Raw genomic sequence first — 26,809 nt, 5'->3', positions numbered from 1 at the left:
TTTGCGGTTAGCTTTTATTCGGTCCGCAAGGGCCGTTTACCGCGTGGATCAGTGGAACTGTTCTTCTTCGGTGGAACCGGTCAGTGCGGTCACCGACGAAGCGCCGCCCTGGATCACGGTGGTCATGTCGTCGAAGTAGCCGGTGCCCACTTCCTGCTGGTGCGCCACGAAGGTGTAGCCCTTGGCGGCGTCAGCGAACTCCTGCTCTTGCAGTTTCACGTAGGCGGTCATGTCGTTGCGGGCGTAGTCGTGCGCCAGATTGAACATGCTGTGCCACATGTTGTGGATGCCGGCCAGGGTGATGAACTGGTGCTTGTAGCCCATGGCGGACAGTTCGCGCTGGAACTTGGCGATGGTCGCGTCGTCCAGGTTTTTCTTCCAGTTGAAGGAAGGCGAGCAGTTGTACGACAGGATCTGGTCCGGGTATTCCTTCTTGATCGCTTCGGCAAAGCGACGGGCTTCGTCCAGGTCTGGCTTGGCGGTTTCGCACCAGATCAGGTCAGCGTATGGCGCGTAGGCCAGGCCGCGGGCGATAGCCTGGTCGAGGCCGGCGCGCACCTTGTAGAAACCTTCCGGGGTACGGGTGCCGGTCACGAACGGTTGGTCGTACGGGTCGCAGTCGGAGGTCAGCAGGTCAGCGGCGTTGGCGTCGGTACGGGCCAGGATGATGGTCGGCACGCCAGCGACGTCGGCAGCCAGGCGAGCAGCGGTCAGCTTCTGCACGGCTTCCTGGGTAGGAACCAGTACCTTGCCGCCCATGTGGCCGCATTTCTTCACCGAAGCCAGTTGGTCTTCGAAGTGAACGCCAGCGGCGCCTGCTTCGATCATGCTCTTCATCAGCTCGTAGGCGTTCAGGACGCCGCCGAAACCGGCTTCGGCGTCAGCCACGATCGGCGCGAAGTAGTCGATGTAGCCTTCGTCGCCCGGGTTCTTGCCGGCTTTCCACTGGATCTGGTCGGCACGACGGAACGAGTTGTTGATGCGCTTGACCACGGTTGGAACCGAATCCACCGGGTACAGCGATTGGTCAGGGTACATCGACTCGGCGGAGTTGTTGTCCGCAGCCACTTGCCAGCCCGACAGGTAGATCGCCTGGATACCGGCCTTGACTTGCTGCACAGCCTGGCCGCCGGTCAGGGCGCCCATGCAGTTGACGAAATCTTTCTCGGGACGGAAGGCTGGCTTGGCGCCCTGGGTGACCAGGTTCCAGAGCTTCTCGGCGCCCATTTTCGCAAAGGTGTGCTCAGGTTGAACCGAGCCACGCAGACGGACGACGTCAGCAGCGGAATAATTGCGCTTCACGCCTTTCCAGCGCGGGTTTTCAGCCCAGTCTTTTTCAAGGGCTGCAATTTGCTGTTCGCGTGTCAGTGCCATGGAGATAAACCTCGTCGCATAGGTCTTGGTGGAAAATTCCTGCTCCTGCCGACCAGGGGTTGGCGTACAAGTCGGTTCAGGCGGGGAGGCGACGGGATGAACGATGGGCTCGAGGGGAAAGTGAGCAGGTAGGGGCGAACTGCGGGCGCATTCGGGCGTCGTGGGCCTTTAATACGAACTCAGAGTGATGCCGGGTTACCTAGTTACGCTTCCGTCCCTCGGGACAACTTCGTTCCAGTCGCAACCTCGTCAAACACACCTTGTGGGCGGTACAGACACGAATCGGCTCGCAGGGTAGTTGCAAGCGTCGACCCGAAGGCCCTTGCCAGGGCCCCTGATTAGCGGGAGCGAGGCCATCATGCCTTCGGTTTTTTGGCTCGTCAAACGTTTTGTAGTGCTTTTTTTGTAGCACTACATCTTTGGTCTAATACGACTCATCAGTCAGTTTTTGGTGCTTCAGTTCAGGGTGTCGACCTTGACCCGCAAAATCATGTCGTCGCGGCCCTGGGTCGAGTAGCTGCGGGTCAGACCCTGTTTGTCGGCCTGATTCTGGCGATTGACCCCGGCCAGGGTGATCCATTCGCCCAGGCGACCGCTGACGGTTGTGTCGGTACTTTGAACGTTCACTACATCGGGACGTTCCTGGCTCATGCGGTCGCGGTTGGTACTGATGCTCAGATGAACGGTCTCACCGGTGACGCTGGCGGTGACATAAAAACCCTGGGTGACGTTGCGGTATTCGGTCTGGCTTTGCATGCGCCCGTAGTTGTCAGTCTGGTTGCTGGTGAACGGCACGCTCTGGCCCACCTGGATCAGCGCTGGCTGGCCTTCGCTGGCCTGCACCTGCTGCACACCGCCTTCACGGCTGACGGTGCTGCGGTTGATGATGCGGGTCTGGCTCGGCGCGGCGCCGTTGACCGAGTAACCCTGGTTGCCCTGCAGGTTGTTTTCGTTGGTGTCGACCGTGATCAGCAGGCGCTTGGGGGCGGTGTCCAACTGGGCGAGGAACTGTCTGAGTTCTTCGATCTTGCCGGGCTCGGCGTTGACGATCAGTTGATTGCCATAGGCGCTGACCTGGCCGTCCTTGCCGATGAAATTCTGCGCCACCGGCAGCAGGTCGGCGCTGGTGCGGTAGTTCAGCGGCACGACTTGCGTGTCGGCCATGACCGACAGGCTGCAACCGAGCAGCAGAGTGGTAAGCAGGGTGCGTAAGGACATGTCCATTTCTCCGCGAGACAAAGGCTTGATATTGCCAGTTTGTCGGCCCGGGATGGGGCAAGTTGAATGGTAGACGGCAAAACGCCCCGGCATCGGAGGATGGCGGGGCGTTTTATGGTGCTGATGATGCTTTTGTGGCGAGGGGATTTATCCCCGTTGGGCTGCGAAGCAGCCCCAACAAGCTAATTGCGTCAACCTGGCACACCACAGTGACTGACTTGAGGGCTGCTGCGCAACCCAGCGGGGCGGTGCGACGTTTCGCTAAATCCCCTCGCCACAGGGATGTGTCAGGCCGAATGGCGAACCATGTCCACATGGGGAATCCCGGCTTCCAGGAATTCCTCACTGACCACCGCGAAACCCAGGCGCTCATAGAACGGCGTGGCATGCACCTGGGCGCTGAGCATCTGTTGCTTGAGCCCGCGTTTCTCGGCTTCGGCGATCACGGCGTGCATCAGCGCGTCACCCACCTTCAGGCCGCGCCAGTCCTTGAGGACCGAGACGCGACCGATATGGCCGTCAGTCAACAGGCGAGCGGTGCCGATGGGGAAGTCGCCTTCAAACGCAAGAAAATGCACCGCGCTCTGGTCATCGGCATCCCATTCCAGCTCAGGCGGAACGGACTGCTCGGCAATGAACACGGTTTCACGAATGCGCCGGATCTCGGCGTTATCCTTTTGCCAGTCTGCGACACGAACGTGAATTTTATTCATCAGCGAACCCCAGGCTGCCTTGCTTGACCAGCTCGCAGACCAGGCCGCGACCGTCTTCATCGGCCAACCACGGGCCGAGGTTCTCGATGTGCAGGGCGTCGGCGGCGCAGATCATTTTCAGCAGTTCGCGCAGCTTGCCCGGCAGGTAACGGCTCTGGCCGCTGGCGAACAGCAGCAGGTCATCATCGACTTCCGACCAGGCCAGGCGCGCACTCGGATTGCGAATGATTACTGCACCTTGTTCCAGGCTGGCCAGCAGGTCGTCTTCTTCCAGCTCCGGGCCCACCACCAGTTCCGGGTAGCGTGGCTCGGTCATGAACTGGCCGAACCAGGTCAGCAGCAGGCGTTCGTCGCTCATGTGTTCGGCCAGCAGGCCCTTGAGGCGGTCGAGGGCGTCGTGCTGGATCTGGTGAGGGTCGCTCACCGGGCGCGCGTCGGCGTCGGTGTAGCGTTCTTCGTCCGGCAGGAACTGGCTGAGGAAGTCGGTGAAATGGGTCAGTACTTCGGCGGCGCTAGGCGCACGGAAACCCACCGAGTAGGTCATGCAGTCGTCCACGGCCACGCCACAGTGAGCCAGGCGCGGCGGCAGGTAGAGCATGTCGCCCGGTTCCAGGATCCATTCGTCGGTGGCTTCGAATTCGGCGAGAATGCGCAGGTCGGCGTGTTGCAGCAGCGGGCTCTCGGAGTCGCACATCTGGCCGATTTTCCAGTTGCGCTGGCCATGGCCTTGCAGCAGGAACACGTCATAGTTATCGAAGTGCGGGCCCACGCTGCCACCCGGGGCGGCGAAGCTGATCATCACATCGTCGATGCGCCAGCTCGGCAGGAAGCGGAAGTTCTCAAGCAGCTCGCTGACTTCCGGTACGAACTGATCGACAGCCTGTACCAGCAGGGTCCACTCGCGCTCTGGCAACTTGCTGAATTCGTCTTCGGCGAACGGGCCGCGACGCAGTTCCCAAGGGCGCTCGCCGTGCTCGATCACCAGGCGCGATTCGACTTCTTCTTCCAGGGCCAGGCCGGCCAGTTCGTCGGCGTCGATGGGGCTTTGGAAGTCAGGAATCGCCTGACGGATCAGCAGCGGTTTTTTCTGCCAGTAGTCGCGCAGGAACTCCCGTGCCGTAATGCCGCCCAGGAGTTGCAGAGAAATATCAGGATTCATGTGTAACCTATTGAAAAAATATACTTTTCAGCCGCGAATAAAAACGCCCGGCGCGGCCGGGCGTCTCAAAGGTAAAGCCGTGGATCAGATGCGCTTGGCTTGTGCCGCTGCGTTGCCGATGTAGCTGGCCGGCGTCAGCTTTTTCAGCTCGGCGCGAGCGTCGGCAGGCATGTCCAGGCCATCGATGAAAGTCTGCAACGCTTCAGGGCTGATGCCCTTGCCACGGGTCAGTTCTTTCAGCTTTTCATACGGGTTTTCGATGTTGTAGCGACGCATCACGGTCTGGATCGGCTCGGCCAGGACTTCCCAGCATGCGTCCAGGTCGGCGGCAATCTTCTGCTCGTTCAGTTCCAGCTTGCTGATGCCCTTGAGGCTGGCTTCGTAGGCAATGACGCTGTGGGCAAAGCCCACGCCCAGATTGCGCAGTACGGTGGAATCGGTCAGGTCGCGCTGCCAGCGGGAGATCGGCAGTTTGCTCGCCAGGTGCTGGAACAGCGCGTTGGCGATGCCCAGGTTGCCTTCGGAGTTTTCGAAGTCGATCGGGTTGACCTTGTGCGGCATGGTCGAGGAACCGATTTCGCCGGCGATGGTGCGCTGCTTGAAGTAACCCAGGGAGATGTAGCCCCAGATGTCACGGTCGAAGTCGATCAGGATGGTGTTGAAACGGGCGATCGCGTCGAACAGCTCGGCGATGTAGTCGTGCGGTTCGATCTGGGTGGTGTACGGGTTGAAGCTCAGGCCCAGCTCGTCTTCGATGAAGGCGCGGGCGTTGGCTTCCCAGTCGATGTCCGGGTAGGCCGACAAGTGGGCGTTGTAGTTGCCCACGGCACCGTTGATCTTGCCCAGCAGCGGCACGGCGGCAACCTGGGCGATCTGGCGCTCCAGGCGGTACACCACGTTCGCCAGTTCCTTGCCCAGGGTGGTCGGCGAAGCCGGTTGACCGTGGGTGCGCGACAGCATCGGCACGTCGGCGAAGCGGATCGCCAGCTCGCGGATGGCCTCGGCGGTCTGACGCATCAGCGGCAACATCACCTCATCACGGCCTTCGCGCAGCATCAGGGCGTGGGACAGGTTGTTGATGTCCTCGCTGGTGCAGGCGAAGTGGATGAACTCGCTGACATTGGCCAGTTCCGGCAGCTTGGCCGCCTGCTCCTTGAGCAGGTATTCGATGGCCTTGACGTCGTGGTTGGTGGTGCGCTCGATCTCTTTGACGCGCTCGGCGTGCTCCAGCACAAAGTTTTCTGCCAGGGCGTTCAGCACCGCGTTGGCTTCGGCGGAAAACGCCGGCACTTCGCTGATGGCAGGATGGGCGGCCAGGCGCTGGAGCCAGCGTACTTCAACCAGGACGCGGGCACGGATCAAGCCGTACTCGCTGAAAATCGGGCGCAAGGCCTGGGTTTTGCCGGCGTAGCGGCCGTCAACAGGGGAAACCGCAGTGAGCGAAGAGAGCTGCATGGGGTGTTCTCGGACAGTCGGGCAACGAAATGGGGCGCGTATCATACATGAAAACAATCGCCGGTCCGTCGCCAACTGACCGGCGTATTACGCGTAACGAACTACAAAAACGGGTTGAGGCGACTTATTCGTTGCGCATCAACGGGTAAAGCTCTTTAAGCAATTTGCGCCGGCTGATCACCAGTTGCCAGCGATGGCCGCCCAACTGCCGCCACAGCCGTGCCGAACGAATCCCGGCCAGCAACAGGGCGCGGATCTTCGAGGCATTGCTCGGTTGCTGCAGGTTGCGCATGTCGCCGTGCACCTGGATGCGCTGGCGCAAGGTGCTCAGGGTGTCCTGGTACAGCGCGCCGCAGGCCGCGACGACGTTTTCGTGGGACGGGCCGAAGTGCTCGACCTGGGACTGGATCTGCGGCAAGCGTTTGCCGATGGTCTCCAGCAGGTCGTCGCGCTTGGCCAGCTGGCGCTCAAGCCCCAGCATCGACAAGGCGTAGCGCAGCGGTTCGCGTTGCAGGGCGCTGGGATCGCGTTCCAGGGCGCCGATCAGGGCGCGATAGCCTTCACGCAGGTTCAAATCGTCGCCGCCGTAGACCTCCAGGGTGTCCTTGGGGTCGCGAACCAGCAGGCTGCCGAGCATGCAGGCCACGCCCGCCTCGGTGGCCTGGCCGGTCTTGGCAATCCTGTCCACCAGCACGGCGGCGAGAAACACCCCACCCAATGCTGTCAGTTGTTCCTGGATGGGGGTCATGCCTTGCTGCTCCAGGGCTCTGCGACTTCGATCACGCCACCGCCCAGGCAGACTTCGCCGTCATAGAACACCACGGACTGGCCGGGCGTGACCGCCCGCTGCGGGTCATCGAAGGTGGCACGGTAGCCCGTGGCGGTTTTCTCCAGGGTGCAAGGCTGGTCGCTCTGGCGATAGCGAACCTTGGCCGTCAGGCGGCGTGGTTCGCTGAGGTCGATGGGGTTGACCCAATAGATGTCGGAGGCGAGCAGGGCGCGGGAAAACAACCACGGATGGTCGTTGCCCTGGCCGACGATCAGCTCGTTGTGTTCCAGGTCCTTGACCAGTACGTACCACGGCTCTTCGCCAGCGTCTTTCAAGCCGCCGATGCCCAGGCCCTGGCGCTGGCCGATGGTGTGGTACATCAGGCCATGGTGACGGCCGATGACTTCGCCTTCGGTGGTCTTGATCTCGCCTGGCTGGGCCGGCAGGTACTGCTTGAGGAAGTCGCTAAAGCGGCGCTCACCGATAAAGCAGATCCCGGTGGAATCCTTCTTCTTGGCGGTGGCGAGCTGGTGTTTTTCGGCGATTGCGCGCACTTCGGGCTTTTCCAGTTCGCCAACCGGGAACAGGGTCTTGGCGATCTGTTCGCCGCCGACGGCATGCAGGAAGTAGCTCTGGTCCTTGTTCGGGTCCAGGCCCTTGAGCAATTCAGTGCGGCCGTCGATGTCGCGGCGACGCACGTAGTGGCCGGTGGCGATCAGGTCGGCGCCGAGCATCATGGCGTAGTCGAGGAACGCCTTGAACTTGATTTCGCGGTTGCACAGGATGTCCGGGTTCGGCGTACGGCCGGCCTTGTACTCGGCCAGGAAGTGCTCGAACACGTTGTCCCAGTACTCGGCGGCGAAGTTGGCGGTGTGCAGCTTGATGCCGATCTTGTCGCACACCGCCTGGGCATCCGCGAGGTCGTCCATGGCGGTGCAGTATTCGGTTCCGTCGTCTTCTTCCCAGTTCTTCATGAACAGGCCTTCCACCTCATAACCCTGCTCGATCAGCAGAAGGGCGGAAACGGAAGAGTCCACGCCGCCGGACATGCCGACAATGACGCGCTGCTTGGATGTGTCAGAAGGAGCTGGATCACGCATAGGAGTTTCAATGAGTGTCTTGAAAAAGGACGCGATTCTATCAGGCCCGGGCGCGCAAGGCTAAAGAGAAGGACGGATCAGCGTCAGACTGTGGCGATGGCCGGCCAGATAATCGTCGATGCAGCGGATGATCAGCTCGCTGCGCCAGTGCCCGCGCTGTTCGAGCAGCTCGTCGCGAGTCAGCCATTTGGCGCCCAGGATGCCGTCGTCCAGTTGATAGCCGGGGCGATGGTTCAAGGCCTTGGCGGCGAAACAGACCCGCTGGTAGGTCACGCCGTTGCTGGGGGCGGTGTACAGGTAGATGCCCACCACGCTGGTGGGTTCGACGTCCCAGCCGGTTTCTTCCAGGGTTTCGCGCACCGCGGCTTCGATCAGCGTTTCGTCCGGGTCCAGGTGACCGGCGGGCTGGTTGAGCACTGCTCGTCCGCCTTTGGATTCTTCGACCATCAGGAAACGGCCGTGGTCTTCGACGATGGTGGCGACGGTGATGTGGGGTTTCCAGTCCATGGGGTTTCCTAGATATCAATGTGCATGGAAATTTCAATTTGAAAACAGGCCATTGTGGGAGCGAGCCTGCTCGCGATAGCGGTGTGCCAGTCAGCATCAGGGTTGAATGTTATACCGCTATCGCGAGCAGGCTCGCTCCCACAGGGGGGATATGTTGTCAGGAGGGAAAGTATGGTGTGTCCGGAAACACAAACCCCGGCACCAGGCCGGGGTTCGTGATGTTCCCTTACAACCTTATACCAGCGCAGCAATTGCCGCGTTGAAGGTGGCGCTCGGGCGCATGGCCTTGCTGGTCAGCTCAGGGTTGGCGAAGTAGTAACCGCCGATATCCACTGGCTTGCCTTGAACGGCATTGAGCTCGGCAACGATTTTTTCTTCGTTGTCGGTCAACGTCTTGGCCAGGGCAGTGAACTGAGCCTTGAGGGCTGCGTCGTCGTCCTGGGCGGCCAGTGCCTGGGCCCAGAACAGGGTCAGGTAGAAGTGGCTGCCACGGTTGTCGATGCCGCCGACCTTGCGCGAAGGCGACTTGTTGCGGTCCAGGAACTCACCGGTAGCCTGGTCGAGGGTCTTGGCCAGCACCAGCGCTTTCGGGTTGTCGTAGGTCACGCCCAGGTGTTCGAGGGAGGCGGCCAGGGCCAGGAACTCGCCCAGGGAATCCCAGCGCAGGAAGTTTTCTTCCAGCAGTTGCTGAACGTGCTTGGGAGCCGAACCGCCGGCGCCGGTTTCGAACAGACCACCGCCGTTCATCAGCGGCACGATGGAGAGCATCTTGGCGCTGGTGCCCAGTTCCATGATCGGGAACAGGTCAGTCAGGTAATCGCGCAGTACGTTGCCGGTCACCGAAATGGTGTCCTTGCCTTCGCGGGTGCGTGCCAGGGTGAACTTCATCGCGTCGACCGGCGACATGATGCGGATGTCCAGGCCGGCGGTGTCGTGGTTCTTCAGGTAGGCCTGGACTTTCTCGATCACCACGCCGTCATGGGCGCGCATCGGGTCCAGCCAGAAGATCGCCGGGGTGCTGCTGGCGCGAGCGCGGTTGACGGCCAGCTTGACCCAATCCTGGATCGGCGCGTCCTTGGTCTGGCACATGCGGAAGATGTCGCCAGCCTCGACGTTCTGCTCCAGCAGGGTGCGACCGGTGCTGTCGGAAACGCGTACCACGCCGTTGGCCTTGATCTGGAAGGTCTTGTCGTGGGAGCCGTACTCTTCGGCTTTCTTGGCCATCAGGCCGACGTTCGGCACGCTGCCCATGGTGGTTGGGTCGAAGGCGCCGTGTTGCTTGCAGTCTTCGATCACCGCCTGGTAGATGGTGGCGTAGCAGCGATCCGGGATCACGGCCTTGGTGTCGTGCAGCTGGCCGTCGGTGCCCCACATCTTGCCGGAGTCACGGATCATGGCCGGCATCGAGGCGTCGACGATGACGTCGCTCGGCACGTGCAGGTTGGTGATGCCTTTGTCGGAGTTGACCATCGCCAGGGATGGACGCGCTGCGTAGACCGCCTGGATGTCGGCTTCGATCTGCGCCTGCTGCTCGGCCGGCAGGGCCTTGATGCGGGCGTACAGGTCGCCGATGCCGTTGTTCAGGTTGAAGCCGATCTGCTCCAGCACTTGGGCGTGCTTGGCCAGGGCGTCTTTATAGAACTCGGCAACGATCTGGCCGAACATGATCGGGTCGGAGACCTTCATCATGGTGGCCTTGAGGTGAACCGACAGCAGGACGCCTTTTTGCTTGGCGTCTTCGATTTCAGCGGCGATGAAGTCGCGCAGGGCGTTCTTGCTCATCACGGCGCAGTCGAGGATCTCACCGGCTTGTACGGTGGTTTTTTCCTTCAGGACAGTGGCAGTGCCGTCCTGGGCGATCAGCTCGATTTTCACGCTGCCGGCAGCGTCGATCAGGGCGGCTTTTTCGCTGCCGTAGAAATCGCCGGTGCTCATGTGGGCCACGTGGGACTTGGAGTCGGCTGCCCAGGCGCCCATTTTGTGCGGGTGCTTGCGTGCGTAGTTCTTGACCGACAACGGGGCGCGGCGGTCGGAGTTGCCTTCGCGCAGGACCGGGTTCACGGCACTGCCCTTGACCTTGTCGTAGCGGGCGCGCGCGTCTTTCTCGGCGTCGCTGGACACGGTTTCCGGGTAGTCCGGCAGCGCGTAGCCCTGGGCCTGCAATTCCTTGATCGCGGCCTGCAGTTGCGGCACCGAGGCGCTGATGTTCGGCAGCTTGATGATGTTGGCTTCAGGCGTAACGGCCAGGTCGCCCAGTTCGGCGAGGTGGTCGGCTACGGCTTTGTCGCCCAGTTGCTCGGGGAAGCTGGCCAGGATGCGCCCTGCGAGGGAGATATCGCGGGTTTCCACGGCGATATCGGCCGAAGCGGTAAAGGCTTCGACGATCGGCAGCAGCGAATAGGTGGCGAGGGCGGGAGCTTCGTCGGTGAAGGTATAGATGATCTTCGAGCGGGTGGGCATATTCGGATTAACTCTCTTCTTTGCTAAAGCATGCGCAGAAACTCGAGGGGCGCCGGGTAAGCGCGTTCGTTCAAAGTCATCCGTGAGCCGAATGTCGAGGTTTCTTCGCGGTGATGTTGGGTGCATCAGTCGAGCGTCAAGCGGTTGGGCCGCGGTAACGGTCCGGCTTTTAAATTGGCGGAAAGTCCTGTGATAGAGCCGTCAGCCGTCGTGACCCTGTGGTCAGCGGCGGCATTATACATAGGTAGCTGGCGATCTGCCGATGGTTCATAGACTTCCGTACACGTCCATTGGTCTAAACGTCGCACTACCCATGGAGCGGACTATGCTCATGTTTGGCGCTTTTCCCTTGGTTTTCAGGGTTGTACATGGCGAACTGCAACGCTTTGCCCCTGATGAGCCTAACGTAGGGTTTGCGCGCCGATTCAAGTGGGGTACGCTCGAACGCAGCCAGATGTTCAATCCAAGCAATGGAGTTCAGCATGGGGTATCAAAAGATTCAGGTTCCAGCCGTCGGTGACAAAATCACCGTCAATGCAGACCATTCTCTTAATGTTCCGGACAACCCGATCATCCCTTTCATCGAAGGCGACGGTATTGGCGTCGACATCAGTCCGGTCATGATCAAGGTGGTGGACGCAGCGGTTCAGAAGGCCTATGGCGGCAAGCGCAAGATTTCCTGGATGGAAGTCTATGCCGGCGAGAAAGCGACCCAGGTCTACGACCAGGACACCTGGTTGCCCCAGGAAACCCTGGATGCGGTCAAGGATTACGTGGTTTCCATCAAGGGCCCGCTGACCACGCCGGTGGGCGGTGGTATCCGTTCGCTGAACGTCGCCCTGCGCCAGCAGCTCGACCTGTATGTGTGCCTGCGCCCGGTGCGCTGGTTCGAAGGCGTGCCCAGCCCGGTCAAGAAACCTGGCGACGTGGACATGACGATCTTCCGTGAGAACTCCGAGGACATCTACGCTGGCATCGAGTGGAAGGCAGGTTCGGCCGAAGCCACCAAGGTCATCAAGTTCCTGAAAGAAGAAATGGGCGTGACCAAGATCCGTTTCGACGAGGACTGCGGCATCGGCGTCAAGCCGGTTTCCAAGCAGGGCACCAAGCGCCTGGCGCGCAAGGCCTTGCAATATGTTGTCGACAATGACCGCGATTCGCTGACCATCGTGCACAAAGGCAACATCATGAAGTTCACCGAAGGTGCCTTCAAGGAATGGGCCTACGAAGTGGCGGCCGAGGAGTTCGGCGCGACCCTGCTCGACGGCGGGCCCTGGATGCAGTTCAAGAACCCCAAGACTGGCAAGAACGTGGTCGTCAAGGACGCCATCGCCGACGCGATGCTCCAGCAGATCCTCCTGCGTCCGGCCGAATATGACGTGATCGCCACCCTGAACCTCAACGGTGACTACCTGTCCGACGCCCTGGCGGCGGAAGTGGGCGGTATCGGTATTGCGCCGGGCGCCAACCTGTCCGACACCGTGGCGATGTTCGAAGCCACCCACGGTACCGCGCCCAAGTATGCCGGCAAGGACCAGGTCAACCCGGGATCGCTGATCCTGTCGGCGGAAATGATGCTGCGCCACATGGGTTGGACCGAAGCGGCCGACCTGATCATCAAGGGCACCAACGGCGCGATTTCGGCCAAGACCGTGACCTATGACTTCGAACGTCTGATGGAGGGTGCCAAGCTGGTGTCGTCCTCGGGCTTCGGTGATGCCCTGATTTCGCACATGTAAGCGAGTCGGCGCTCAGCGCAAATGCCCGGCTCGGGTGATCGAGCCGGGCATTTTCATTTGTCCGGGGTGGCGACTGCCGGTCAATGGGCCTCGGTGATCCTGGCATTGACAGGGGCGGGTGTCTCTTCGGCGGTGACAATCCTGATGTTGACCGCGTGCAAGCCCTTGGGTCCCTGGATGACGTCGAACGTCACAGGCTGTCCGGCCTTCAAGGTCTTATAGCCTTCCATGTTGATAGCCGAGTAATGGGCGAAAAGGTCTTCATTGTCCCTGCCGGCCGCGATAATGAAGCCGTAGCCCTTTGCATTGTTGAACCATTTCACCTTGCCATTCATCTTGACGACCGACATAACCCATTTCCCTCTGCAACGCACTCCATCACTGGAGTATCATCCAGTCCATCCGCAGGCTAATCTTGAAAACAGGATAGATTCCACGGACCTTTTTAACCCACGATGGGCTCTATTGGTTGTAACACCGTTTTGCCGATAGTCAAGGTGGCCGGGTGGTCGTGGTTGAAATCGCCCACAAGCGCCCCCATCACTGTATTCGCCAACTAAACGAACCTTTCTTTCCATGCATGCAGTCAGCCAGATTCGACTAACATTCAATCAGGATCGCCCGGATCTACACGACGACGATTCCGCAGGCATTGCTGTTCAGGAGGCAAAGCCTGCATTACAGGCTCCACCGATGTACAAGGTGGTTTTGTTCAATGATGACTACACACCGATGGATTTCGTCGTCGAAGTGCTCGAGTTGTTTTTTAATCTGAACCGCGAGCTGGCGACCAAGGTCATGCTGGCCGTCCATACAGAGGGACGGGCAGTATGTGGAGTGTTTACCCGCGACATCGCCGAGACGAAGGCCATGCAGGTCAATCAGTACGCCCGGGAAAGCCAGCATCCGCTACTCTGTGAAATCGAGAAGGACGGTTAACGCCGACCACTTGGGTATGAGGTGAAGCTATGTTAAACCGCGAGCTCGAAGTCACCCTCAATCTTGCCTTCAAGGAGGCTCGTTCGAAGCGTCATGAATTCATGACCGTCGAACACCTGCTGCTGGCCCTATTGGATAACGAGGCTGCCGCCACCGTTTTGCGTGCCTGCGGCGCGAACCTCGATAAACTCAAGCATGATCTGCAGGAGTTCATCGACTCCACCACGCCACTGATCCCCGTGCATGACGAGGATCGCGAAACCCAGCCAACCCTGGGCTTCCAACGTGTCCTGCAGCGTGCTGTCTTCCATGTACAGAGCTCGGGCAAGCGTGAAGTCACCGGTGCCAACGTGTTGGTTGCCATCTTCAGCGAGCAGGAAAGCCAGGCAGTGTTCCTGCTCAAGCAGCAGAGCGTTGCGCGTATCGATGTCGTCAACTACATCGCCCATGGCATCTCCAAGGTGCCGGGGCATGGCGATCACTCCGAGGGTGAGCAGGATATGCAGGACGACGAGGGCGGTGAGTCTTCTTCTTCAGGCAACCCATTGGATGCCTATGCCAGCAACCTGAACGAACTGGCACGCCAGGGGCGCATCGATCCACTGGTCGGACGCGAGGCCGAGGTCGAGCGCGTTGCGCAGATCCTGGCCCGGCGCCGCAAGAACAACCCGCTGTTAGTGGGCGAGGCAGGCGTGGGCAAGACCGCGATTGCCGAAGGCCTGGCCAAGCGCATCGTCGACAACCAGGTGCCGGACCTGCTGGCCAACAGCGTCGTGTATTCCCTCGACCTGGGGGCCTTGCTGGCCGGTACCAAGTACCGCGGCGATTTCGAGAAGCGCTTCAAGGCGTTGCTCGGCGAGCTGAAAAAACGTCCGCAAGCGATCCTGTTCATCGATGAAATCCACACCATCATCGGTGCCGGGGCTGCTTCCGGTGGTGTCATGGATGCCTCCAACCTGCTCAAGCCGTTGCTGTCTTCGGGTGATATCCGTTGCATCGGCTCGACCACGTTCCAGGAATTCCGCGGGATCTTCGAGAAGGACCGTGCCTTGGCCCGGCGCTTCCAGAAGGTCGATGTGTCGGAGCCTTCGGTGGAGGACACCATCGGTATCCTGCGCGGCCTGAAAGGGCGCTTCGAGCTGCACCACAACATCGAGTACAGCGATGAAGCCCTGCGCGCCGCGGCGGAACTGGCCTCGCGCTACATCAATGACCGGCACATGCCGGACAAGGCCATCGACGTCATCGACGAGGCGGGTGCCTACCAGCGCCTGCAACCCGTGGAGAAACGCGTCAAGCGCATCGAAGTGCCTCAGGTCGAGGATATCGTGGCGAAAATCGCGCGTATTCCGCCCAAGCATGTCACCAGTTCCGACAAGGAGCTGCTGCGTAACCTGGAGCGTGACCTGAAGCTGACGGTGTTCGGCCAGGATGCGGCCATCGACTCGCTGTCGACCGCTATCAAGCTGTCTCGCGCCGGCCTCAAGTCGCCGGACAAGCCAGTGGGCTCGTTCCTGTTCGCAGGTCCCACCGGTGTCGGCAAGACCGAGGCGGCACGGCAATTGGCCAAGGCGATGGGTATCGAGCTGGTTCGTTTCGACATGTCCGAGTACATGGAGCGCCACACCGTGTCGCGTCTGATTGGTGCGCCTCCAGGTTATGTCGGTTTCGACCAGGGCGGCCTGCTGACCGAAGCGATTACCAAGCAGCCACACTGCGTGCTGTTGCTCGATGAAATCGAGAAGGCGCATCCGGAAGTCTTCAACCTGCTGCTGCAGGTCATGGACCACGGTACGCTGACCGATAACAACGGGCGCAAGGCGGACTTCCGCAACGTGATCATCATCATGACCACGAACGCCGGTGCCGAAACCGCAGCTCGCGCTTCGATCGGTTTCACCCATCAGGACCACTCGTCCGATGCGATGGAAGTGATCAAGAAGAGCTTCACGCCTGAGTTCCGCAACCGCCTGGACACCATTATCCAGTTTGGTCGCCTCAGTCATGAAGTCATCAAGAGCGTGGTGGACAAGTTCCTTACCGAACTTCAGGCGCAGCTCGAAGACAAGCGTGTGTTGCTGGAAGTCACCGATGCGGCTCGCAGTTGGCTGGCCGAAGGTGGTTACGATGTGACGATGGGGGCACGACCAATGGCTCGCCTGATCCAGGACAAGATCAAGCGTCCGCTGGCGGAGGAAATCCTCTTTGGCGAACTGGCCGAACATGGCGGTGTGGTTCACATCGACATCAAGGACGGCGAACTGACCTTCGACTTCGAAACCACGGCCGAAATGGCCTGATCACTACCCGCAACAAAGCAAAAGGCGCCGAAAGGCGCCTTTTTGCTGACTTCAGAAATACGCCGACTTCCTGTGGGAGCGGGCTTGCTCGCGAATGCAGTTGCACATTCAACATCCATGCAAGCTGACCCACCGCCTTCGCGAGCAAGCCCGCTCCCACAGGGATCTGTGTATTTCTGAGAGGTGGGACAAATCGCAGGCAAACAAAAACGCCCGGCATCAGCCGGGCGTTTTGTATTGACTTGTTAGCGAGCGCGGTAAGTGATGCGCCCTTTGCTCAAGTCATAGGGCGTCAGCTCGACGCGCACTTTGTCACCGGTAAGAATACGAATGTAGTTCTTGCGCATCTTGCCGGAGATATGCGCGGTTACGACGTGCCCATTTTCCAACTCCACACGAAACATGGTGTTGGGCAGGGTGTCGACGACAGTGCCTTCCATTTCGAAGCTGTCTTCTTTCGACATGCAGTAAAGCCCTCGGTATCCAGTGAATGGCCCGGTGCAACTGCGCCAGGCAAAAGCGGCGTGCATTGTGCCCGAAAAAGGGGGTTCAAGCCAAGGGGTTCTAGCTTTTAAGCCGAAGGGTTCTAACTCAGGACAACCCAGCGTTGGTTTATCAGCAGTTCAATGGGGCGATATTGGGTCTTGTAGTTCATTTTCTTGCAGTTCTTGATCCAGTAGCCCAGGTATACCGCTTCCAGTCCCAGGCGCCGGGCTTCGTTGATTTGCCAGAGGATGGCAAACCGGCCCAGGCTGCGCCGTTCTTCGTCTGGCTCGTAGAAGGTGTATACCGCCGAAAGGCCATTGGGCAGCAGGTCCGTGACGGCGATGGCTACCAGCCGTCCGTCCAGGCGGAATTCATAGAAACGCGAAAACGGCAGGTCACGCACCAGGAAGGTCGAGAACTGATCGCGACTGGGTGGGTACATGTCGCCATCGGCATGGCGTTGTTCGATGTAGCGCTGGTACAGGTCGAAATATTCCTCGGTGAACTGCGGCTTGACCGGGCGGACCTGAAGGTCGGCGTTGCGCTTGAAAATGCGTTTCTGTTGGCGGTTGGGCAGAAATTGCGCGACAGGGATGCGCGCCGGGACACAGGCGTTGCAGTGTTGGCAATGAGGCCGGTAGAGGTGGTCGCCGCTACGGCGAAAGCCCATTTCCGACAGGTCTGCGTAGACATGCACATCCATGGGCTGGCTAGGGTCGAGGAACAGCGTCGTGGCCTGCTCCTCCGGCAGATAACTGCAAGAGTGGGGCTGAGTGGCATAGAACTTCAAACGCGCCAACTCGGTCATGATCGACCCTCGGGATAAGCTTTGAATTTAATTGTAAGCCAGGAGCGCGAATGTCGCTCAGCAAACCCATGTCGCATGGTTGGGTTGGTCCAGATGCGCCTTTAGATAATCGGCAAATTCATTGCGTGGGATCGACCGTGCGCCGAGGCTGTGCAGGTGCTCGGTGGGCATCTGGCAGTCGATCAGTACGAAACCGGCGGCCTTGAGGTGCTGGACCAGGGTGGCGAAGCCGAATTTCGAGGCATTGTCGGCCCGGCTGAACATGGACTCGCCAAAGAACAGCTGCCCCATGGCCAGGCCATACAGGCCACCCACCAACATCCCCTGGTCCCACACTTCCACCGAATGGGCAAAACCGCGTCGGTGTAGTTCCCGATAAGCGGTTTGCATGGCGTCGGTGATCCAGGTGCCCTCGGCATAGTCCCGAGGCGCGGCGCACGCCTGGATGACCGCCGCGAAATCTCGGTCAAACGTCACTTGATAGCGCTGCTTGCGCAGCAGTTTGTCCAGGCTGCGGGATATGTGCAGTTCGTCGGGAAACAATACCGTACGTGGGTCCGGCGACCACCACAGGATCGGTTGCCCCTCGGAAAACCATGGGAAGCAGCCGTGGCGATAAGCCTGGATCAGCCGGTCGGCGGAGAGATCGCCGCCGGCGGCCAATAACCCGTTGGGGTCGCGCATGGCTTTTGCCAGTGGCGGGAATTCGAAGCTGTTGCGTTGTAACCAGGTCAGCATTGGTATCCGGCTTAAGTAGAAGGGGAGGGCGGCAGGCGGCGGGCCTCGCGCATCAGCGAGGACTCGCCTGGAAGGTTAACCGTCAAACGGCAGGGATGTCATCGAGATACTTCTCGGCATCGAGTGCGGCCATGCAGCCGGCGCCGGCGGAGGTGATTGCCTGGCGATAGACGTGGTCGGCCACATCGCCGGCGGCGAACACGCCTTCGATAGCGGTCGCGGTGGCGTTGCCCTCGCTGCCGCCGCGCACGATCAGGTAACCGTCACGCATCGTCAGCTGGCCCTGGAACAGTTCGGTATTGGGTTTGTGGCCGATGGCTATGAACACGCCAGCCAGGGACAGCGTGCTGGTTTCGCCGGTCTCGCTGTGCCGCAAACGCGCGCCAGTCACGCCGCTGGCGTCGCCCAGGACTTCGTCCAGGTTCTGGTTCCAGTGCAGCTTGATATTGCCGTTGGCGGCTTTTTCGAAGAGTTTGTCCTGCAGGATTTTCTCTGAGCGCAGCTTGTCGCGGCGGTGGATCAGGTGCACTTCCCTGGCGATGTTCGACAGGTACAGGGCCTCCTCGACTGCGGTATTGCCGCCGCCGACCACGGCCACCACCTGGTTGCGGTAGAAAAAGCCATCGCAGGTCGCACACGCGGAAACCCCTTTGCCAGCGAAGGTTTCCTCCGAGGGCAGGCCCAGGTACTGGGCCGAGGCACCGGTGGCAATGATCAGCGCATCACAGGTGTAGGTGCCGCTGTCGCCGATCAATTCGAACGGGCGCTGTTGCAACTTGGCGGTGTGGACATGGTCGTAGACGATCTGCGTGTCGAAGCGCTCGGCGTGCCGTTGCATGCGCTCCATTAGTACCGGGCCCGTCAGGCCTTCGACATCGCCGGGCCAGTTATCGACTTCCACGGTGGTGGTGAGCTGGCCGCCGGCCTGTAGGCCGGTAATGACAACAGGTTTGAGGTTGGCGCGGGCGGCATAGACAGCAGCGCTGTACCCCGCAGGGCCGGACCCGAGAATGATCAGGCGTGAATGCTTCACTTCGCTCATAAAAAACACCTCATAAGCCTTTGTCACAAAAGAGAATGCATGGTCCAATTAGCGCGTGTGCAGCCTGAATCCGGCTATGCTGTCAGGCAATGCCTTGGCGTCGACAAACCCGTACAATGCTTGAGTTTTGAGCGCTGGATGGGCTAAAGATCAAAATCTTCGGCAACACCTGTGGTTTTCTGGATGCACCTCACAGTGGTAAAAGTAGTACCGGTTGTGCACATTCACTTTTTTACCTGCTCGTCATGGGCAGTTTTTTATAGTCATTCAACAGATGGACGCGCCGTAGGCGCAGGAAAAGAAGCGTTTTGAAGAAATCCACCGCAGCACCCAAACCAGTCGTTCCGCTCTGGCGCCAGCAATTGCACTACCGGCTCAAGGAAGGTGCGTTGATCGCCATCGGTGCCCTGTGCCTGTTCCTGATGATGGCCCTGCTGACCTACGGCAAGGACGATCCGGGCTGGAGCCATAACAGCAAGATCGACGACGTGCAGAATTTCGGCGGCCCGGCCGGTTCCTACAGCGCCGACATCCTGTTCATGGTGTTGGGCTATTTCGCCTACATCTTCCCGTTGCTGCTGGCGATCAAGGCCTACCAGATCTTCCGCCAGCGCCACGAACCGTGGCAGTGGAGCGGCTGGCTGTTCTCCTGGCGCCTGATCGGCCTGGTGTTCCTGGTGTTGTCGGGGGCCGCGCTGGCCCATATCCATTTCCATGCGCCCACCGGCTTGCCGGCCGGGGCGGGCGGTGCGCTGGGGGAAAGCCTCGGCGACCTGGCCAGGAACGCCCTGAATATCCAGGGCAGCACGCTGCTGTTCATCGCCCTGTTCCTGTTCGGCCTGACGGTGTTCACCGACTTGTCCTGGTTCAAGGTCATGGACGTCACCGGCAAGATCACCCTCGACCTGATCGAACTGATCCAGGGTGTCGTGAACCGCTGGTGGGCGGCGCGCACCGAGCGCAAGCAACTGGTGGCGCAACTGCGTGAAGTCGACGACCGGGTCCACGATGTGGTGGCCCCGACGACGCCGGACAAGCGCGAGCAGGCCAAGGTCAAGGAGCGCCTGATAGAGCGTGAGCAGGCCTTGAGCAAGCACATGTCCGAGCGCGAGAAACAGGTGCCACCGGTCATTACCATGGCCCCGGCCAAGCCGCCGGAGCAGAGCAAGCGCGTGCAGAAAGAGAAACAGGCGCCGCTGTTCGTCGACAGCGCGGTGGAAGGCACCTTGCCGCCGATCTCGATCCTGGACCCGGCCGAAAAGAAACAGCTCAACTATTCCCCCGAATCCCTGGCGGCTGTCGGCCACTTGCTGGAGATCAAGCTCAAGGAGTTCGGCGTCGAGGTCTCGGTGGATTCGATTCACCCGGGCCCGGTCATCACCCGCTACGAAATCCAGCCGGCCGCCGGCGTGAAGGTCAGCCGCATCGCCAACCTCGCCAAGGACCTGGCGCGTTCCCTGGCCGTGACCAGCGTGCGGGTGGTGGAGGTGATTCCCGGCAAGACCACCGTGGGGATCGAGATCCCCAACGAAGACCGGCAGATCGTGCGCTTCTCCGAGGTACTGTCCACGCCGGAGTACGACAACCACAAGTCGCCGGTCACCCTGGCCCTGGGCCACGACATCGGTGGCAAGCCAGTCATCACTGACCTGGCGAAAATGCCCCACTTGCTGGTGGCCGGTACCACCGGTTCCGGTAAATCGGTGGGTGTGAACGCGATGATCCTGTCGATCCTGTTCAAGTCCGGCCCGGAAGACGCCAAGCTGATCATGATCGACCCGAAAATGCTCGAGCTGTCGATCTACGAGGGCATCCCGCACCTGCTGTGCCCGGTGGTCACCGACATGAAGGACGCCGCCAATGCCTTGCGCTGGAGCGTTGCCGAGATGGAACGCCGCTACAAGCTGATGGCGAAGATGGGCGTGCGCAACCTGTCGGGCTTCAATGCCAAGGTCAAGGAAGCCGAGGAAGCCGGTACGCCGTTGAGCGACCCGCTGTATCACCGCGAGAATATCCACGACGAAGCGCCGCTGCTGCACAAGCTGCCGACCATCGTGGTGGTGGTGGACGAATTCGCCGACATGATGATGATCGTCGGCAAGAAGGTCGAAGAGCTGATCGCCCGTATCGCCCAGAAGGCCCGTGCGGCCGGTATCCACCTGATCCTCGCCACACAGCGACCGTCGGTGGACGTGATCACCGGCCTGATCAAGGCCAACATCCCGACCCGCATGGCATTCCAGGTGTCGAGCAAGATCGATTCGCGGACCATCATCGACCAGGGCGGCGCCGAGCAGTTGCTCGGCCACGGTGACATGCTCTACATGCCGCCGGGCACCAGCCTGCCGATCCGAGTGCACGGCGCGTTCGTCTCCGACGACGAAGTGCACCGCGTGGTGGAGGCCTGGAAGCTGCGCGGCGCACCTGAATACAACGACGACATCCTCAACGGTGTCGAAGAAGCCGGCAGCGGTTTCGAAGGCAGCAGTGGCGGCGGTGACGACGATGCTGAAACCGATGCGCTCTACGACGAAGCGGTGCAGTTCGTCCTGGAGAGCCGTCGGGCCTCGATTTCTGCTGTTCAGCGCAAGCTGAAGATTGGCTACAACCGTGCCGCCCGCATGATCGAAGCCATGGAAATGGCCGGGGTGGTGACGGCCATGAACACCAACGGTTCGCGCGAAGTACTGGCGCCGGGCCCGATGCGCGACTAACGACCCGGGCGGCTTGCTGACACGCCGCCCGACCCCCACGACTTCATGAGGACTCCCATGCGCCTGATTCGCATGTTGCTGTTGCCCGTATTGGCCCTGAGCACCTTGTCGGCCCACGCCGATGAAAAGGACGTGGCCCGCTTGACCCAGTTACTGGAGCGCTCCCAGACCCTGACCGCGCGTTTCTCCCAACTGACCCTCGACGGCAGCGGCACCCAGTTGCAGGAAACCGCTGGCGAAATGGCGTTGCAGCGCCCAGGCCTGTTCTACTGGCACACCGACGCGCCGGCCGAGCAATTGATGGTCTCCGACGGCAAGAAAGTCTCCCTGTGGGACCCGGACCTGGAGCAGGTTACCATCAAGACCCTCGACCAGCGCCTGACCCAGACCCCGGCATTGCTGCTCTCCGGCGACATCTCCAAGATCAGCCAGAGCTTCGACATCAGTGCCAAGGAGGCCGGCGGCGTGATTGACTTCACCCTCAAGCCCAAGACCAAGGACAGCCTGTTCGATAGCTTGCGTTTGTCGTTCCGCAACGGCCTGGTCAACGACATGCAACTGATCGACAGTGTCGGCCAGCGCACCAATATCCTGTTCACCGGGGTCAAGGCCAACGAGCCGATCGCGGCATCCAAGTTCAAGTTCGACATCCCCAAGGGTGCCGATGTGATCCAGGAGTAAACACAAAGCCCCTGTGGGAAATGGTCTGTGGAAATTGGTCTGTGGGAGCAAGGCTTGCCCGCGATACAGACACCTCGGTGTATCTGGTAGACCGAGGCGATGCAATCGCGGGCAAGCCTTGCTCCCACAGATCTGCTTCTGCAGAGAGAATCGGTATCAGGACCCAGTGGAGGTTGTATAAGTAGTGATGGACCTGTTTCGAATCGCCCCGATTGCCCAGCCATTGGCCGCCCGCCTGCGCGCGACCAACCTGGATGAGTACGTCGGCCAGGAGCATGTGCTCGCTCGCGGCAAGCCGCTGCGCGAAGCGCTGGAGCAGGGCGCGCTGCACTCGATGATCTTCTGGGGCCCGCCGGGCGTGGGCAAGACCACCCTGGCGCGGCTGCTGGCGGAAGTCTCGGACGCGCATTTCGAAACGGTTTCGGCGGTGCTGGCCGGGGTCAAGGAAATCCGCCAGGCGGTGGAAGTGGCCAAGCAGCAGGCCGGCCAGTACGGCAAGCGCACCATCCTGTTCGTCGACGAAGTGCACCGCTTCAACAAATCCCAACAGGACGCGTTCCTGCCCTACGTGGAAGACGGCACGCTGATCTTCATCGGTGCGACCACCGAAAACCCTTCGTTCGAACTCAACAACGCCTTACTGTCCCGGGCGCGGGTCTATGTGCTCAAGAGCCTCGACGAAGCGGCGATGCGCAAGCTGGTGCATCGGGCATTGACCGAGGAGCGCGGCCTGGGCAAGCGGCATTTGAGCCTCAGCGACGAAGGGTTCCAGATCCTGTTTTCGGCCGCTGACGGCGATGGCCGGCGCTTGCTCAACCTGCTGGAAAACGCCTCGGACCTGGCTGAGGACGATAGCGAGATTGGCGTCGAGCTGTTGCAAAGCCTGCTGGGCGATACCCGGCGGCGCTTCGACAAGGGCGGCGAAGCGTTCTACGACCAGATTTCGGCGCTGCACAAATCCATCCGCGGCTCCAACCCCGATGCCGCCTTGTACTGGTTTGCGCGAATGATCGACGGCGGCTGCGATCCGCTGTACCTGGCGCGGCGCGTGGTGCGCATGGCCAGCGAAGACATCGGCAACGCCGACCCTCGCGCCCTGAGCCTGTGCCTGGCAGCCTGGGATGTGCAGGAGCGCCTGGGCAGCCCGGAAGGCGAGCTTGCCGTGGCCCAGGCGATCACCTACCTGGCCTGCGCGCCGAAAAGCAACGCCGTGTACATGGGCTTCAAGGCGGCGATGCGCAGCGCTACCGAGCATGGCTCCCTTGAAGTGCCGCTGCACCTGCGCAATGCGCCGACCAAGCTCATGAAGCAGTTGGGCTATGGCGAGGAATACCGTTACGCCCACGATGAGCCGGACGCTTATGCCGCCGGCGAAGATTATTTCCCCGATGAACTCGAACCCCAGCGCTTCTATCAGCCGGTGCCCCGTGGCCTGGAACTGAAGATCGGCGAGAAGCTCAACCACTTGGTGCAATTGGACCGCTTGAGTCCACGGCAGCGGAGAAAACCTTGATCCCCCTGATTCTTGCAGTTTCCGCAGGTGGCGTTGCCGGTACGTTGGTGCGCTTCGCGACCGGCAACTGGATCAATGCAAATTGGCCGCGGCACTTCTATACCGCGACGCTGGCCGTTAATATCGTGGGCTGTCTGCTGATCGGTGTTCTATACGGTCTGTTTTTGATGCGCCCGGAAGTGCCCATCGAGGTACGTGCGGGCCTGATCGTCGGCTTTCTTGGCGGCCTGACGACCTTTTCATCCTTTTCACTGGATACGGTGCGCTTGCTGGAAAGCGGGCAGGTGCCGCTGGCCCTGGGCTATGCGGCCATCAGCGTATTCGGCGGGCTGCTCGCCACATGGGCCGGCCTGTCCCTGACCAAACTTTGATAACGAGAGACCGACATGCTCGATTCCAAACTGTTACGTAGCAACCTTCAGGACGTAGCGGATCGCCTGGCTTCCCGTGGCTATGCCCTGGACGTCGCGCGCATCGAAGCGCTGGAAGAACAGCGCAAGACCGTCCAGACCCGCACCGAAGCCCTGCAGGCTGAACGTAACGCGCGCTCCAAGTCCATCGGCCAGGCCAAGCAGCGCGGCGAAGACATCGCGCCGTTGATGGCCGATGTCGAGCGCATGGCGGGCGAGTTGAGTGCCGGCAAGGTCGAGCTGGACGCGATCCAGACCGAGCTGGATTCGATCCTGCTGGGCATCCCGAACCTGCCGCACGAATCGGTACCGGTCGGTGAAGACGAAGAGGGCAACGTCGAAGTACGTCGCTGGGGCACGCCAAAGGTCTTCGATTTCCCGGTGCAGGACCATGTGGCTCTGGGCGAGAAGTTCGGCTGGCTCGATTTCGAAACCGCCGCCAAGCTTTCCGGCGCGCGTTTTGCCCTGTTGCGCGGGCCGATTGCCCGTCTGCATCGGGCCCTGGCGCAGTTCATGATCAACCTGCACGTCACCGAACACGGTTACGAAGAAGCCTACACGCCGTACCTGGTCCAGGCCCCAGCCTTGCAGGGCACCGGCCAGTTGCCGAAGTTCGAGGAAGACCTGTTCAAGATCAGCCGCGACGGCGAGGCCGACCTGTACCTGATCCCGACCGCCGAAGTGTCGCTGACCAACATCGTCGCTGGCGAGATCGTCGACGCCAAGCAACTGCCGATCAAGTTCGTCGCCCACACGCCGTGCTTCCGCAGTGAAGCCGGGGCGTCGGGTCGCGACACCCGGGGCATGATCCGCCAGCACCAGTTCGACAAAGTCGAGATGGTCCAGATCGTCGAGCCTTCGAAGTCCATGGAGGCGCTGGAAAGCCTGACCGCCAATGCCGAGAAGGTCCTGCAACTGCTGGAACTGCCGTATCGCATCCTGGCGCTGTGTACCGGCGACATGGGCTTCAGCGCGGTCAAGACTTTCGATCTGGAGGTCTGGATCCCGAGCCAGGACAAGTACCGCGAGATTTCCTCGTGCTCCAACTGTGGCGACTTCCAGGCCCGCCGTATGCAGGCGCGTTTCCGCAACCCGGAAACCGGCAAGCCGGAACTGGTCCACACCCTCAATGGCTCCGGCCTGGCGGTGGGCCGGACCCTGGTGGCGGTGCTGGAAAACTACCAGCAGGCCGACGGTTCGATCCGTGTGCCCGAGGTGTTGAAACCGTACATGGGCGGCATCGAGGTCATCGGTTAAATGGACTATTTGCCACTGTTCCACAACCTGCGCGGCAGCCGCGTGCTGGTGGTTGGCGGCGGCGAGATTGCCTTGCGCAAGTCTCGCCTGCTGGCCGATGCCGGCGCGTTGTTGCGGGTGGTCGCACCCGATATCGAACCGCAGTTGCGGGAACTGGTCGGTGGCAGCGGCGGTGAATGCATCCTGCGTGGCTACGTGGAAGTGGACCTGGACGGCTGCGGTCTGATCATCGCTGCCACCGACGACGAATCGCTCAACGCCCAGGTGTCGGCTGATGCCCACAAGCGTTGCGTGCCGGTCAACGTGGTGGACGCGCCAGCCTTGTGCAGTGTGATTTTTCCGGCCATCGTCGACCGTTCGCCCCTGGTGATCGCGGTGTCCAGCGGCGGCGACGCGCCAGTGCTGGCGCGGTTGATCCGGGCCAAGCTGGAAACCTGGATTCCATCGACCTACGGGCAACTGGCCGGGCTGGCGGCGCGTTTTCGCAGCCAGGTCAAAGGCTTGTTTCCCGATGTGCAGCAACGTCGGGCGTTCTGGGAAGAAGTGTTCCAAGGCCCTATCGCCGACCGTCAACTGGCCGGGCAGGGTGCCGAAGCCGAGCGCCTGCTGCAGGAAAAGATCGACGGCCAGGCGCCGAACGCGCCGGGCGAAGTCTATCTGGTGGGGGCTGGGCCGGGTGATCCTGACCTGCTGACCTTCCGTGCCTTGCGCTTGATGCAGCAGGCCGACGTGGTGCTGTATGACCGCTTGGTGGCGCCGGCAATCCTGGAACTGTGTCGGCGCGACGCCGAGCGCATCTACGTTGGCAAGCGCCGCTCCGAACACGCCGTGCCCCAGGACCAGATCAACCAGCAATTGGTGGACTTGGCCCGACAAGGTAAGCGAGTGGTGCGGTTGAAGGGCGGTGATCCGTTCATCTTCGGCCGTGGCGGCGAGGAGATCGAAGAGCTGGCGGCCCACGGCATCCCGTTCCAGGTTGTCCCGGGCATCACCGCCGCCAGTGGTTGTGCGGCCTACGCCGGGATCCCCCTGACCCATCGTGACTACGCCCAGTCGGTGCGGTTCATCACCGGCCATCTCAAGGACGGTACCAGCGACTTGCCATGGGCCGACCTGGTGTCCCCGGCCCAGACGCTGGTGTTCTACATGGGGTTGGTGGGATTGCCGGTGATCTGCAACGAGCTGATCAAGCATGGTCGCGCGGCGGACACACCGGCGGCGTTGATCCAGCAAGGCACGACATCCAATCAGCGAGTCTTCACCGGCACCCTGGCGGATTTGCCACGGCTGGTGGCCGAGCATGAAGTGCATGCGCCGACGCTGGTGATCGTTGGGGAAGTGGTACAACTGCGCGAGAAACTGGCTTGGTTTGAAGGGGCTCAGGGGCAGGTTTAGGAAGACCGCGTTGTCTCCAATCGCGAGCAGGC

General features: G+C 61.0%; 23 protein-coding genes. 9 read left to right on the top strand and 14 right to left on the bottom strand.

From position 1 onward, the window contains the following. Window positions 1-48: 48 nt before the first annotated feature. From aceA to DTP52_RS23845, 9 genes are all read right to left on the bottom strand, one after another. Window positions 49-1,374, bottom strand: coding sequence for an isocitrate lyase (gene aceA, locus DTP52_RS23885; protein WP_109755556.1), 1,326 nt, complete (start codon window positions 1,372-1,374; stop codon window positions 49-51). 456 nt (window positions 1,375-1,830) lie between these two features. Next, complete coding sequence (locus DTP52_RS23880) at window positions 1,831-2,592, bottom strand: secretin N-terminal domain-containing protein (protein ID WP_109755555.1); 762 nt, start codon at window positions 2,590-2,592, stop codon at window positions 1,831-1,833. A 287-nt stretch (window positions 2,593-2,879) separates the two neighbouring features. Further along, entirely contained in the window at window positions 2,880-3,305 is a 426-nt protein-coding gene (locus DTP52_RS23875; protein WP_072339633.1) for a GNAT family N-acetyltransferase, read from the bottom strand. Then, on the bottom strand, window positions 3,298-4,464 hold the full coding sequence (locus tag DTP52_RS23870) for a cupin domain-containing protein (RefSeq protein ID WP_109755554.1): 1,167 nt from the start codon (window positions 4,462-4,464) through the stop codon (window positions 3,298-3,300). Before DTP52_RS23870 ends, DTP52_RS23875 begins: the two co-directional genes overlap by 8 nt. Before the next feature lie 84 nt (window positions 4,465-4,548). Next, complete coding sequence (gene purB / locus DTP52_RS23865; protein ID WP_109755553.1) at window positions 4,549-5,919, bottom strand: adenylosuccinate lyase; 1,371 nt, start codon at window positions 5,917-5,919, stop codon at window positions 4,549-4,551. Window positions 5,920-6,043: 124 nt separating this feature from the next. Further along, complete coding sequence (gene hflD, locus DTP52_RS23860; RefSeq protein ID WP_003203353.1) at window positions 6,044-6,667, bottom strand: high frequency lysogenization protein HflD; 624 nt, start codon at window positions 6,665-6,667, stop codon at window positions 6,044-6,046. Next, entirely contained in the window at window positions 6,664-7,788 is a 1,125-nt protein-coding gene (mnmA, locus tag DTP52_RS23855) for a tRNA 2-thiouridine(34) synthase MnmA (RefSeq protein WP_109755552.1), read from the bottom strand. The genes hflD and mnmA overlap by 4 nt, the downstream gene beginning before the upstream one ends. Before the next feature lie 60 nt (window positions 7,789-7,848). Further along, window positions 7,849-8,295: an NUDIX hydrolase gene (locus tag DTP52_RS23850; protein ID WP_109755551.1), complete on the bottom strand. Its 447-nt coding sequence runs from the start codon at window positions 8,293-8,295 to the stop codon at window positions 7,849-7,851. 234 nt (window positions 8,296-8,529) lie between these two features. Continuing rightward, window positions 8,530-10,755 (bottom strand): NADP-dependent isocitrate dehydrogenase, encoded by a 2,226-nt coding sequence (locus tag DTP52_RS23845; RefSeq protein WP_109755550.1) that lies wholly within the window; start codon window positions 10,753-10,755, stop codon window positions 8,530-8,532. Between the two features lie 482 nt (window positions 10,756-11,237). Between DTP52_RS23845 and icd the strand changes: the two genes are divergently transcribed. After that, window positions 11,238-12,494, top strand: a complete 1,257-nt coding sequence (icd, locus tag DTP52_RS23840) for an NADP-dependent isocitrate dehydrogenase (protein WP_024779303.1) — start codon at window positions 11,238-11,240, stop codon at window positions 12,492-12,494. Window positions 12,495-12,574: 80 nt separating this feature from the next. On the opposite strand, the gene DTP52_RS23835 is transcribed toward icd, so the two are convergent. Further along, window positions 12,575-12,844 (bottom strand): cold shock domain-containing protein, encoded by a 270-nt coding sequence (locus DTP52_RS23835; RefSeq protein ID WP_109755549.1) that lies wholly within the window; start codon window positions 12,842-12,844, stop codon window positions 12,575-12,577. A gap of 226 nt (window positions 12,845-13,070) precedes the next feature. Here DTP52_RS23835 and clpS point away from each other — a divergent pair, with 226 nt between their 5' ends. Both clpS and clpA read left to right on the top strand, forming a co-directional pair. Continuing rightward, window positions 13,071-13,433, top strand: a complete 363-nt coding sequence (gene clpS, locus DTP52_RS23830) for an ATP-dependent Clp protease adapter ClpS (protein WP_109755548.1) — start codon at window positions 13,071-13,073, stop codon at window positions 13,431-13,433. Window positions 13,434-13,462: 29 nt separating this feature from the next. After that, window positions 13,463-15,733 (top strand): ATP-dependent Clp protease ATP-binding subunit ClpA, encoded by a 2,271-nt coding sequence (gene clpA, locus DTP52_RS23825; protein ID WP_003203340.1) that lies wholly within the window; start codon window positions 13,463-13,465, stop codon window positions 15,731-15,733. A 245-nt stretch (window positions 15,734-15,978) separates the two neighbouring features. On the opposite strand, the gene infA is transcribed toward clpA, so the two are convergent. From infA to trxB, 4 genes are all read right to left on the bottom strand, one after another. Further along, window positions 15,979-16,197: a translation initiation factor IF-1 gene (gene infA / locus DTP52_RS23820; protein WP_002553999.1), complete on the bottom strand. Its 219-nt coding sequence runs from the start codon at window positions 16,195-16,197 to the stop codon at window positions 15,979-15,981. A gap of 122 nt (window positions 16,198-16,319) precedes the next feature. Continuing rightward, window positions 16,320-17,027: an arginyltransferase gene (locus tag DTP52_RS23815; protein ID WP_109755547.1), complete on the bottom strand. Its 708-nt coding sequence runs from the start codon at window positions 17,025-17,027 to the stop codon at window positions 16,320-16,322. 57 nt (window positions 17,028-17,084) lie between these two features. Then, window positions 17,085-17,765, bottom strand: a complete 681-nt coding sequence (gene aat, locus DTP52_RS23810; protein WP_109755546.1) for a leucyl/phenylalanyl-tRNA--protein transferase — start codon at window positions 17,763-17,765, stop codon at window positions 17,085-17,087. A gap of 82 nt (window positions 17,766-17,847) precedes the next feature. Continuing rightward, window positions 17,848-18,807 (bottom strand): thioredoxin-disulfide reductase, encoded by a 960-nt coding sequence (gene trxB, locus DTP52_RS23805; RefSeq protein WP_109755545.1) that lies wholly within the window; start codon window positions 18,805-18,807, stop codon window positions 17,848-17,850. A gap of 308 nt (window positions 18,808-19,115) precedes the next feature. On the opposite strand from trxB, the gene DTP52_RS23800 reads away from it, so the two are divergent. The 6 genes from DTP52_RS23800 (at window position 19,116) to cysG (ending at window position 26,777) form a co-directional block, all read left to right on the top strand. Continuing rightward, window positions 19,116-21,521: a DNA translocase FtsK gene (locus DTP52_RS23800; protein WP_109755544.1), complete on the top strand. Its 2,406-nt coding sequence runs from the start codon at window positions 19,116-19,118 to the stop codon at window positions 21,519-21,521. Between the two features lie 57 nt (window positions 21,522-21,578). Beyond that, window positions 21,579-22,202: an outer membrane lipoprotein chaperone LolA gene (gene lolA, locus DTP52_RS23795; RefSeq protein WP_109755543.1), complete on the top strand. Its 624-nt coding sequence runs from the start codon at window positions 21,579-21,581 to the stop codon at window positions 22,200-22,202. A gap of 187 nt (window positions 22,203-22,389) precedes the next feature. Further along, a complete protein-coding gene (locus DTP52_RS23790; protein ID WP_109755542.1) occupies window positions 22,390-23,715 on the top strand; it encodes a replication-associated recombination protein A in 1,326 nt (441 codons plus the stop codon). After that, window positions 23,712-24,086 carry a fluoride efflux transporter CrcB gene (gene crcB, locus DTP52_RS23785; protein ID WP_013693703.1) on the top strand — a complete coding sequence of 125 codons (375 nt, stop codon included), beginning with the start codon at window positions 23,712-23,714 and terminating at the stop codon, window positions 24,084-24,086. The genes DTP52_RS23790 and crcB overlap by 4 nt, the downstream gene beginning before the upstream one ends. A 15-nt stretch (window positions 24,087-24,101) precedes the next feature. After that, on the top strand, window positions 24,102-25,382 hold the full coding sequence (gene serS / locus DTP52_RS23780) for a serine--tRNA ligase (protein WP_109755541.1): 1,281 nt from the start codon (window positions 24,102-24,104) through the stop codon (window positions 25,380-25,382). Beyond that, on the top strand, window positions 25,383-26,777 hold the full coding sequence (gene cysG / locus DTP52_RS23775) for a siroheme synthase CysG (RefSeq protein WP_109755540.1): 1,395 nt from the start codon (window positions 25,383-25,385) through the stop codon (window positions 26,775-26,777). Window positions 26,778-26,809 lie beyond the last annotated feature (32 nt).

Source organism: Pseudomonas sp. 43mfcvi1.1 (assembly GCF_900115935.1).
Taxonomy (GTDB): Bacteria; Pseudomonadota; Gammaproteobacteria; order Pseudomonadales; family Pseudomonadaceae; genus Aquipseudomonas; species Aquipseudomonas bijieensis.
This window is presented reverse-complemented; position numbering and strand designations above follow the sequence as displayed.

Bases quoted from the DNA above. Each gene is read 5' to 3' on its own strand.
- cysG (WP_109755540.1), top strand. From the start codon at position 25,383: ATGGACTATTTGCCACTGTTCCACAACCTGCGCGGCAGCCGCGTGCTG.
- mnmA (WP_109755552.1), bottom strand. From the start codon at position 7,788: ATGCGTGATCCAGCTCCTTCTGACACATCCAAGCAGCGCGTCATTGTC.
- DTP52_RS23850 (WP_109755551.1), bottom strand. From the start codon at position 8,295: ATGGACTGGAAACCCCACATCACCGTCGCCACCATCGTCGAAGACCAC.
- DTP52_RS23880 (WP_109755555.1), bottom strand. From the start codon at position 2,592: ATGTCCTTACGCACCCTGCTTACCACTCTGCTGCTCGGTTGCAGCCTG.
- infA (WP_002553999.1), bottom strand. From the start codon at position 16,197: ATGTCGAAAGAAGACAGCTTCGAAATGGAAGGCACTGTCGTCGACACC.
- DTP52_RS23870 (WP_109755554.1), bottom strand. From the start codon at position 4,464: ATGAATCCTGATATTTCTCTGCAACTCCTGGGCGGCATTACGGCACGG.
- DTP52_RS23790 (WP_109755542.1), top strand. From the start codon at position 22,390: ATGGACCTGTTTCGAATCGCCCCGATTGCCCAGCCATTGGCCGCCCGC.
- DTP52_RS23875 (WP_072339633.1), bottom strand. From the start codon at position 3,305: ATGAATAAAATTCACGTTCGTGTCGCAGACTGGCAAAAGGATAACGCC.
- aceA (WP_109755556.1), bottom strand. From the start codon at position 1,374: ATGGCACTGACACGCGAACAGCAAATTGCAGCCCTTGAAAAAGACTGG.
- aat (WP_109755546.1), bottom strand. From the start codon at position 17,765: ATGCTGACCTGGTTACAACGCAACAGCTTCGAATTCCCGCCACTGGCA.
- trxB (WP_109755545.1), bottom strand. From the start codon at position 18,807: ATGAGCGAAGTGAAGCATTCACGCCTGATCATTCTCGGGTCCGGCCCT.
- purB (WP_109755553.1), bottom strand. From the start codon at position 5,919: ATGCAGCTCTCTTCGCTCACTGCGGTTTCCCCTGTTGACGGCCGCTAC.
- hflD (WP_003203353.1), bottom strand. From the start codon at position 6,667: ATGACCCCCATCCAGGAACAACTGACAGCATTGGGTGGGGTGTTTCTC.
- DTP52_RS23845 (WP_109755550.1), bottom strand. From the start codon at position 10,755: ATGCCCACCCGCTCGAAGATCATCTATACCTTCACCGACGAAGCTCCC.
- clpS (WP_109755548.1), top strand. From the start codon at position 13,071: ATGCATGCAGTCAGCCAGATTCGACTAACATTCAATCAGGATCGCCCG.
- DTP52_RS23835 (WP_109755549.1), bottom strand. From the start codon at position 12,844: ATGTCGGTCGTCAAGATGAATGGCAAGGTGAAATGGTTCAACAATGCA.
- serS (WP_109755541.1), top strand. From the start codon at position 24,102: ATGCTCGATTCCAAACTGTTACGTAGCAACCTTCAGGACGTAGCGGAT.
- clpA (WP_003203340.1), top strand. From the start codon at position 13,463: ATGTTAAACCGCGAGCTCGAAGTCACCCTCAATCTTGCCTTCAAGGAG.
- DTP52_RS23815 (WP_109755547.1), bottom strand. From the start codon at position 17,027: ATGACCGAGTTGGCGCGTTTGAAGTTCTATGCCACTCAGCCCCACTCT.
- icd (WP_024779303.1), top strand. From the start codon at position 11,238: ATGGGGTATCAAAAGATTCAGGTTCCAGCCGTCGGTGACAAAATCACC.
- lolA (WP_109755543.1), top strand. From the start codon at position 21,579: ATGCGCCTGATTCGCATGTTGCTGTTGCCCGTATTGGCCCTGAGCACC.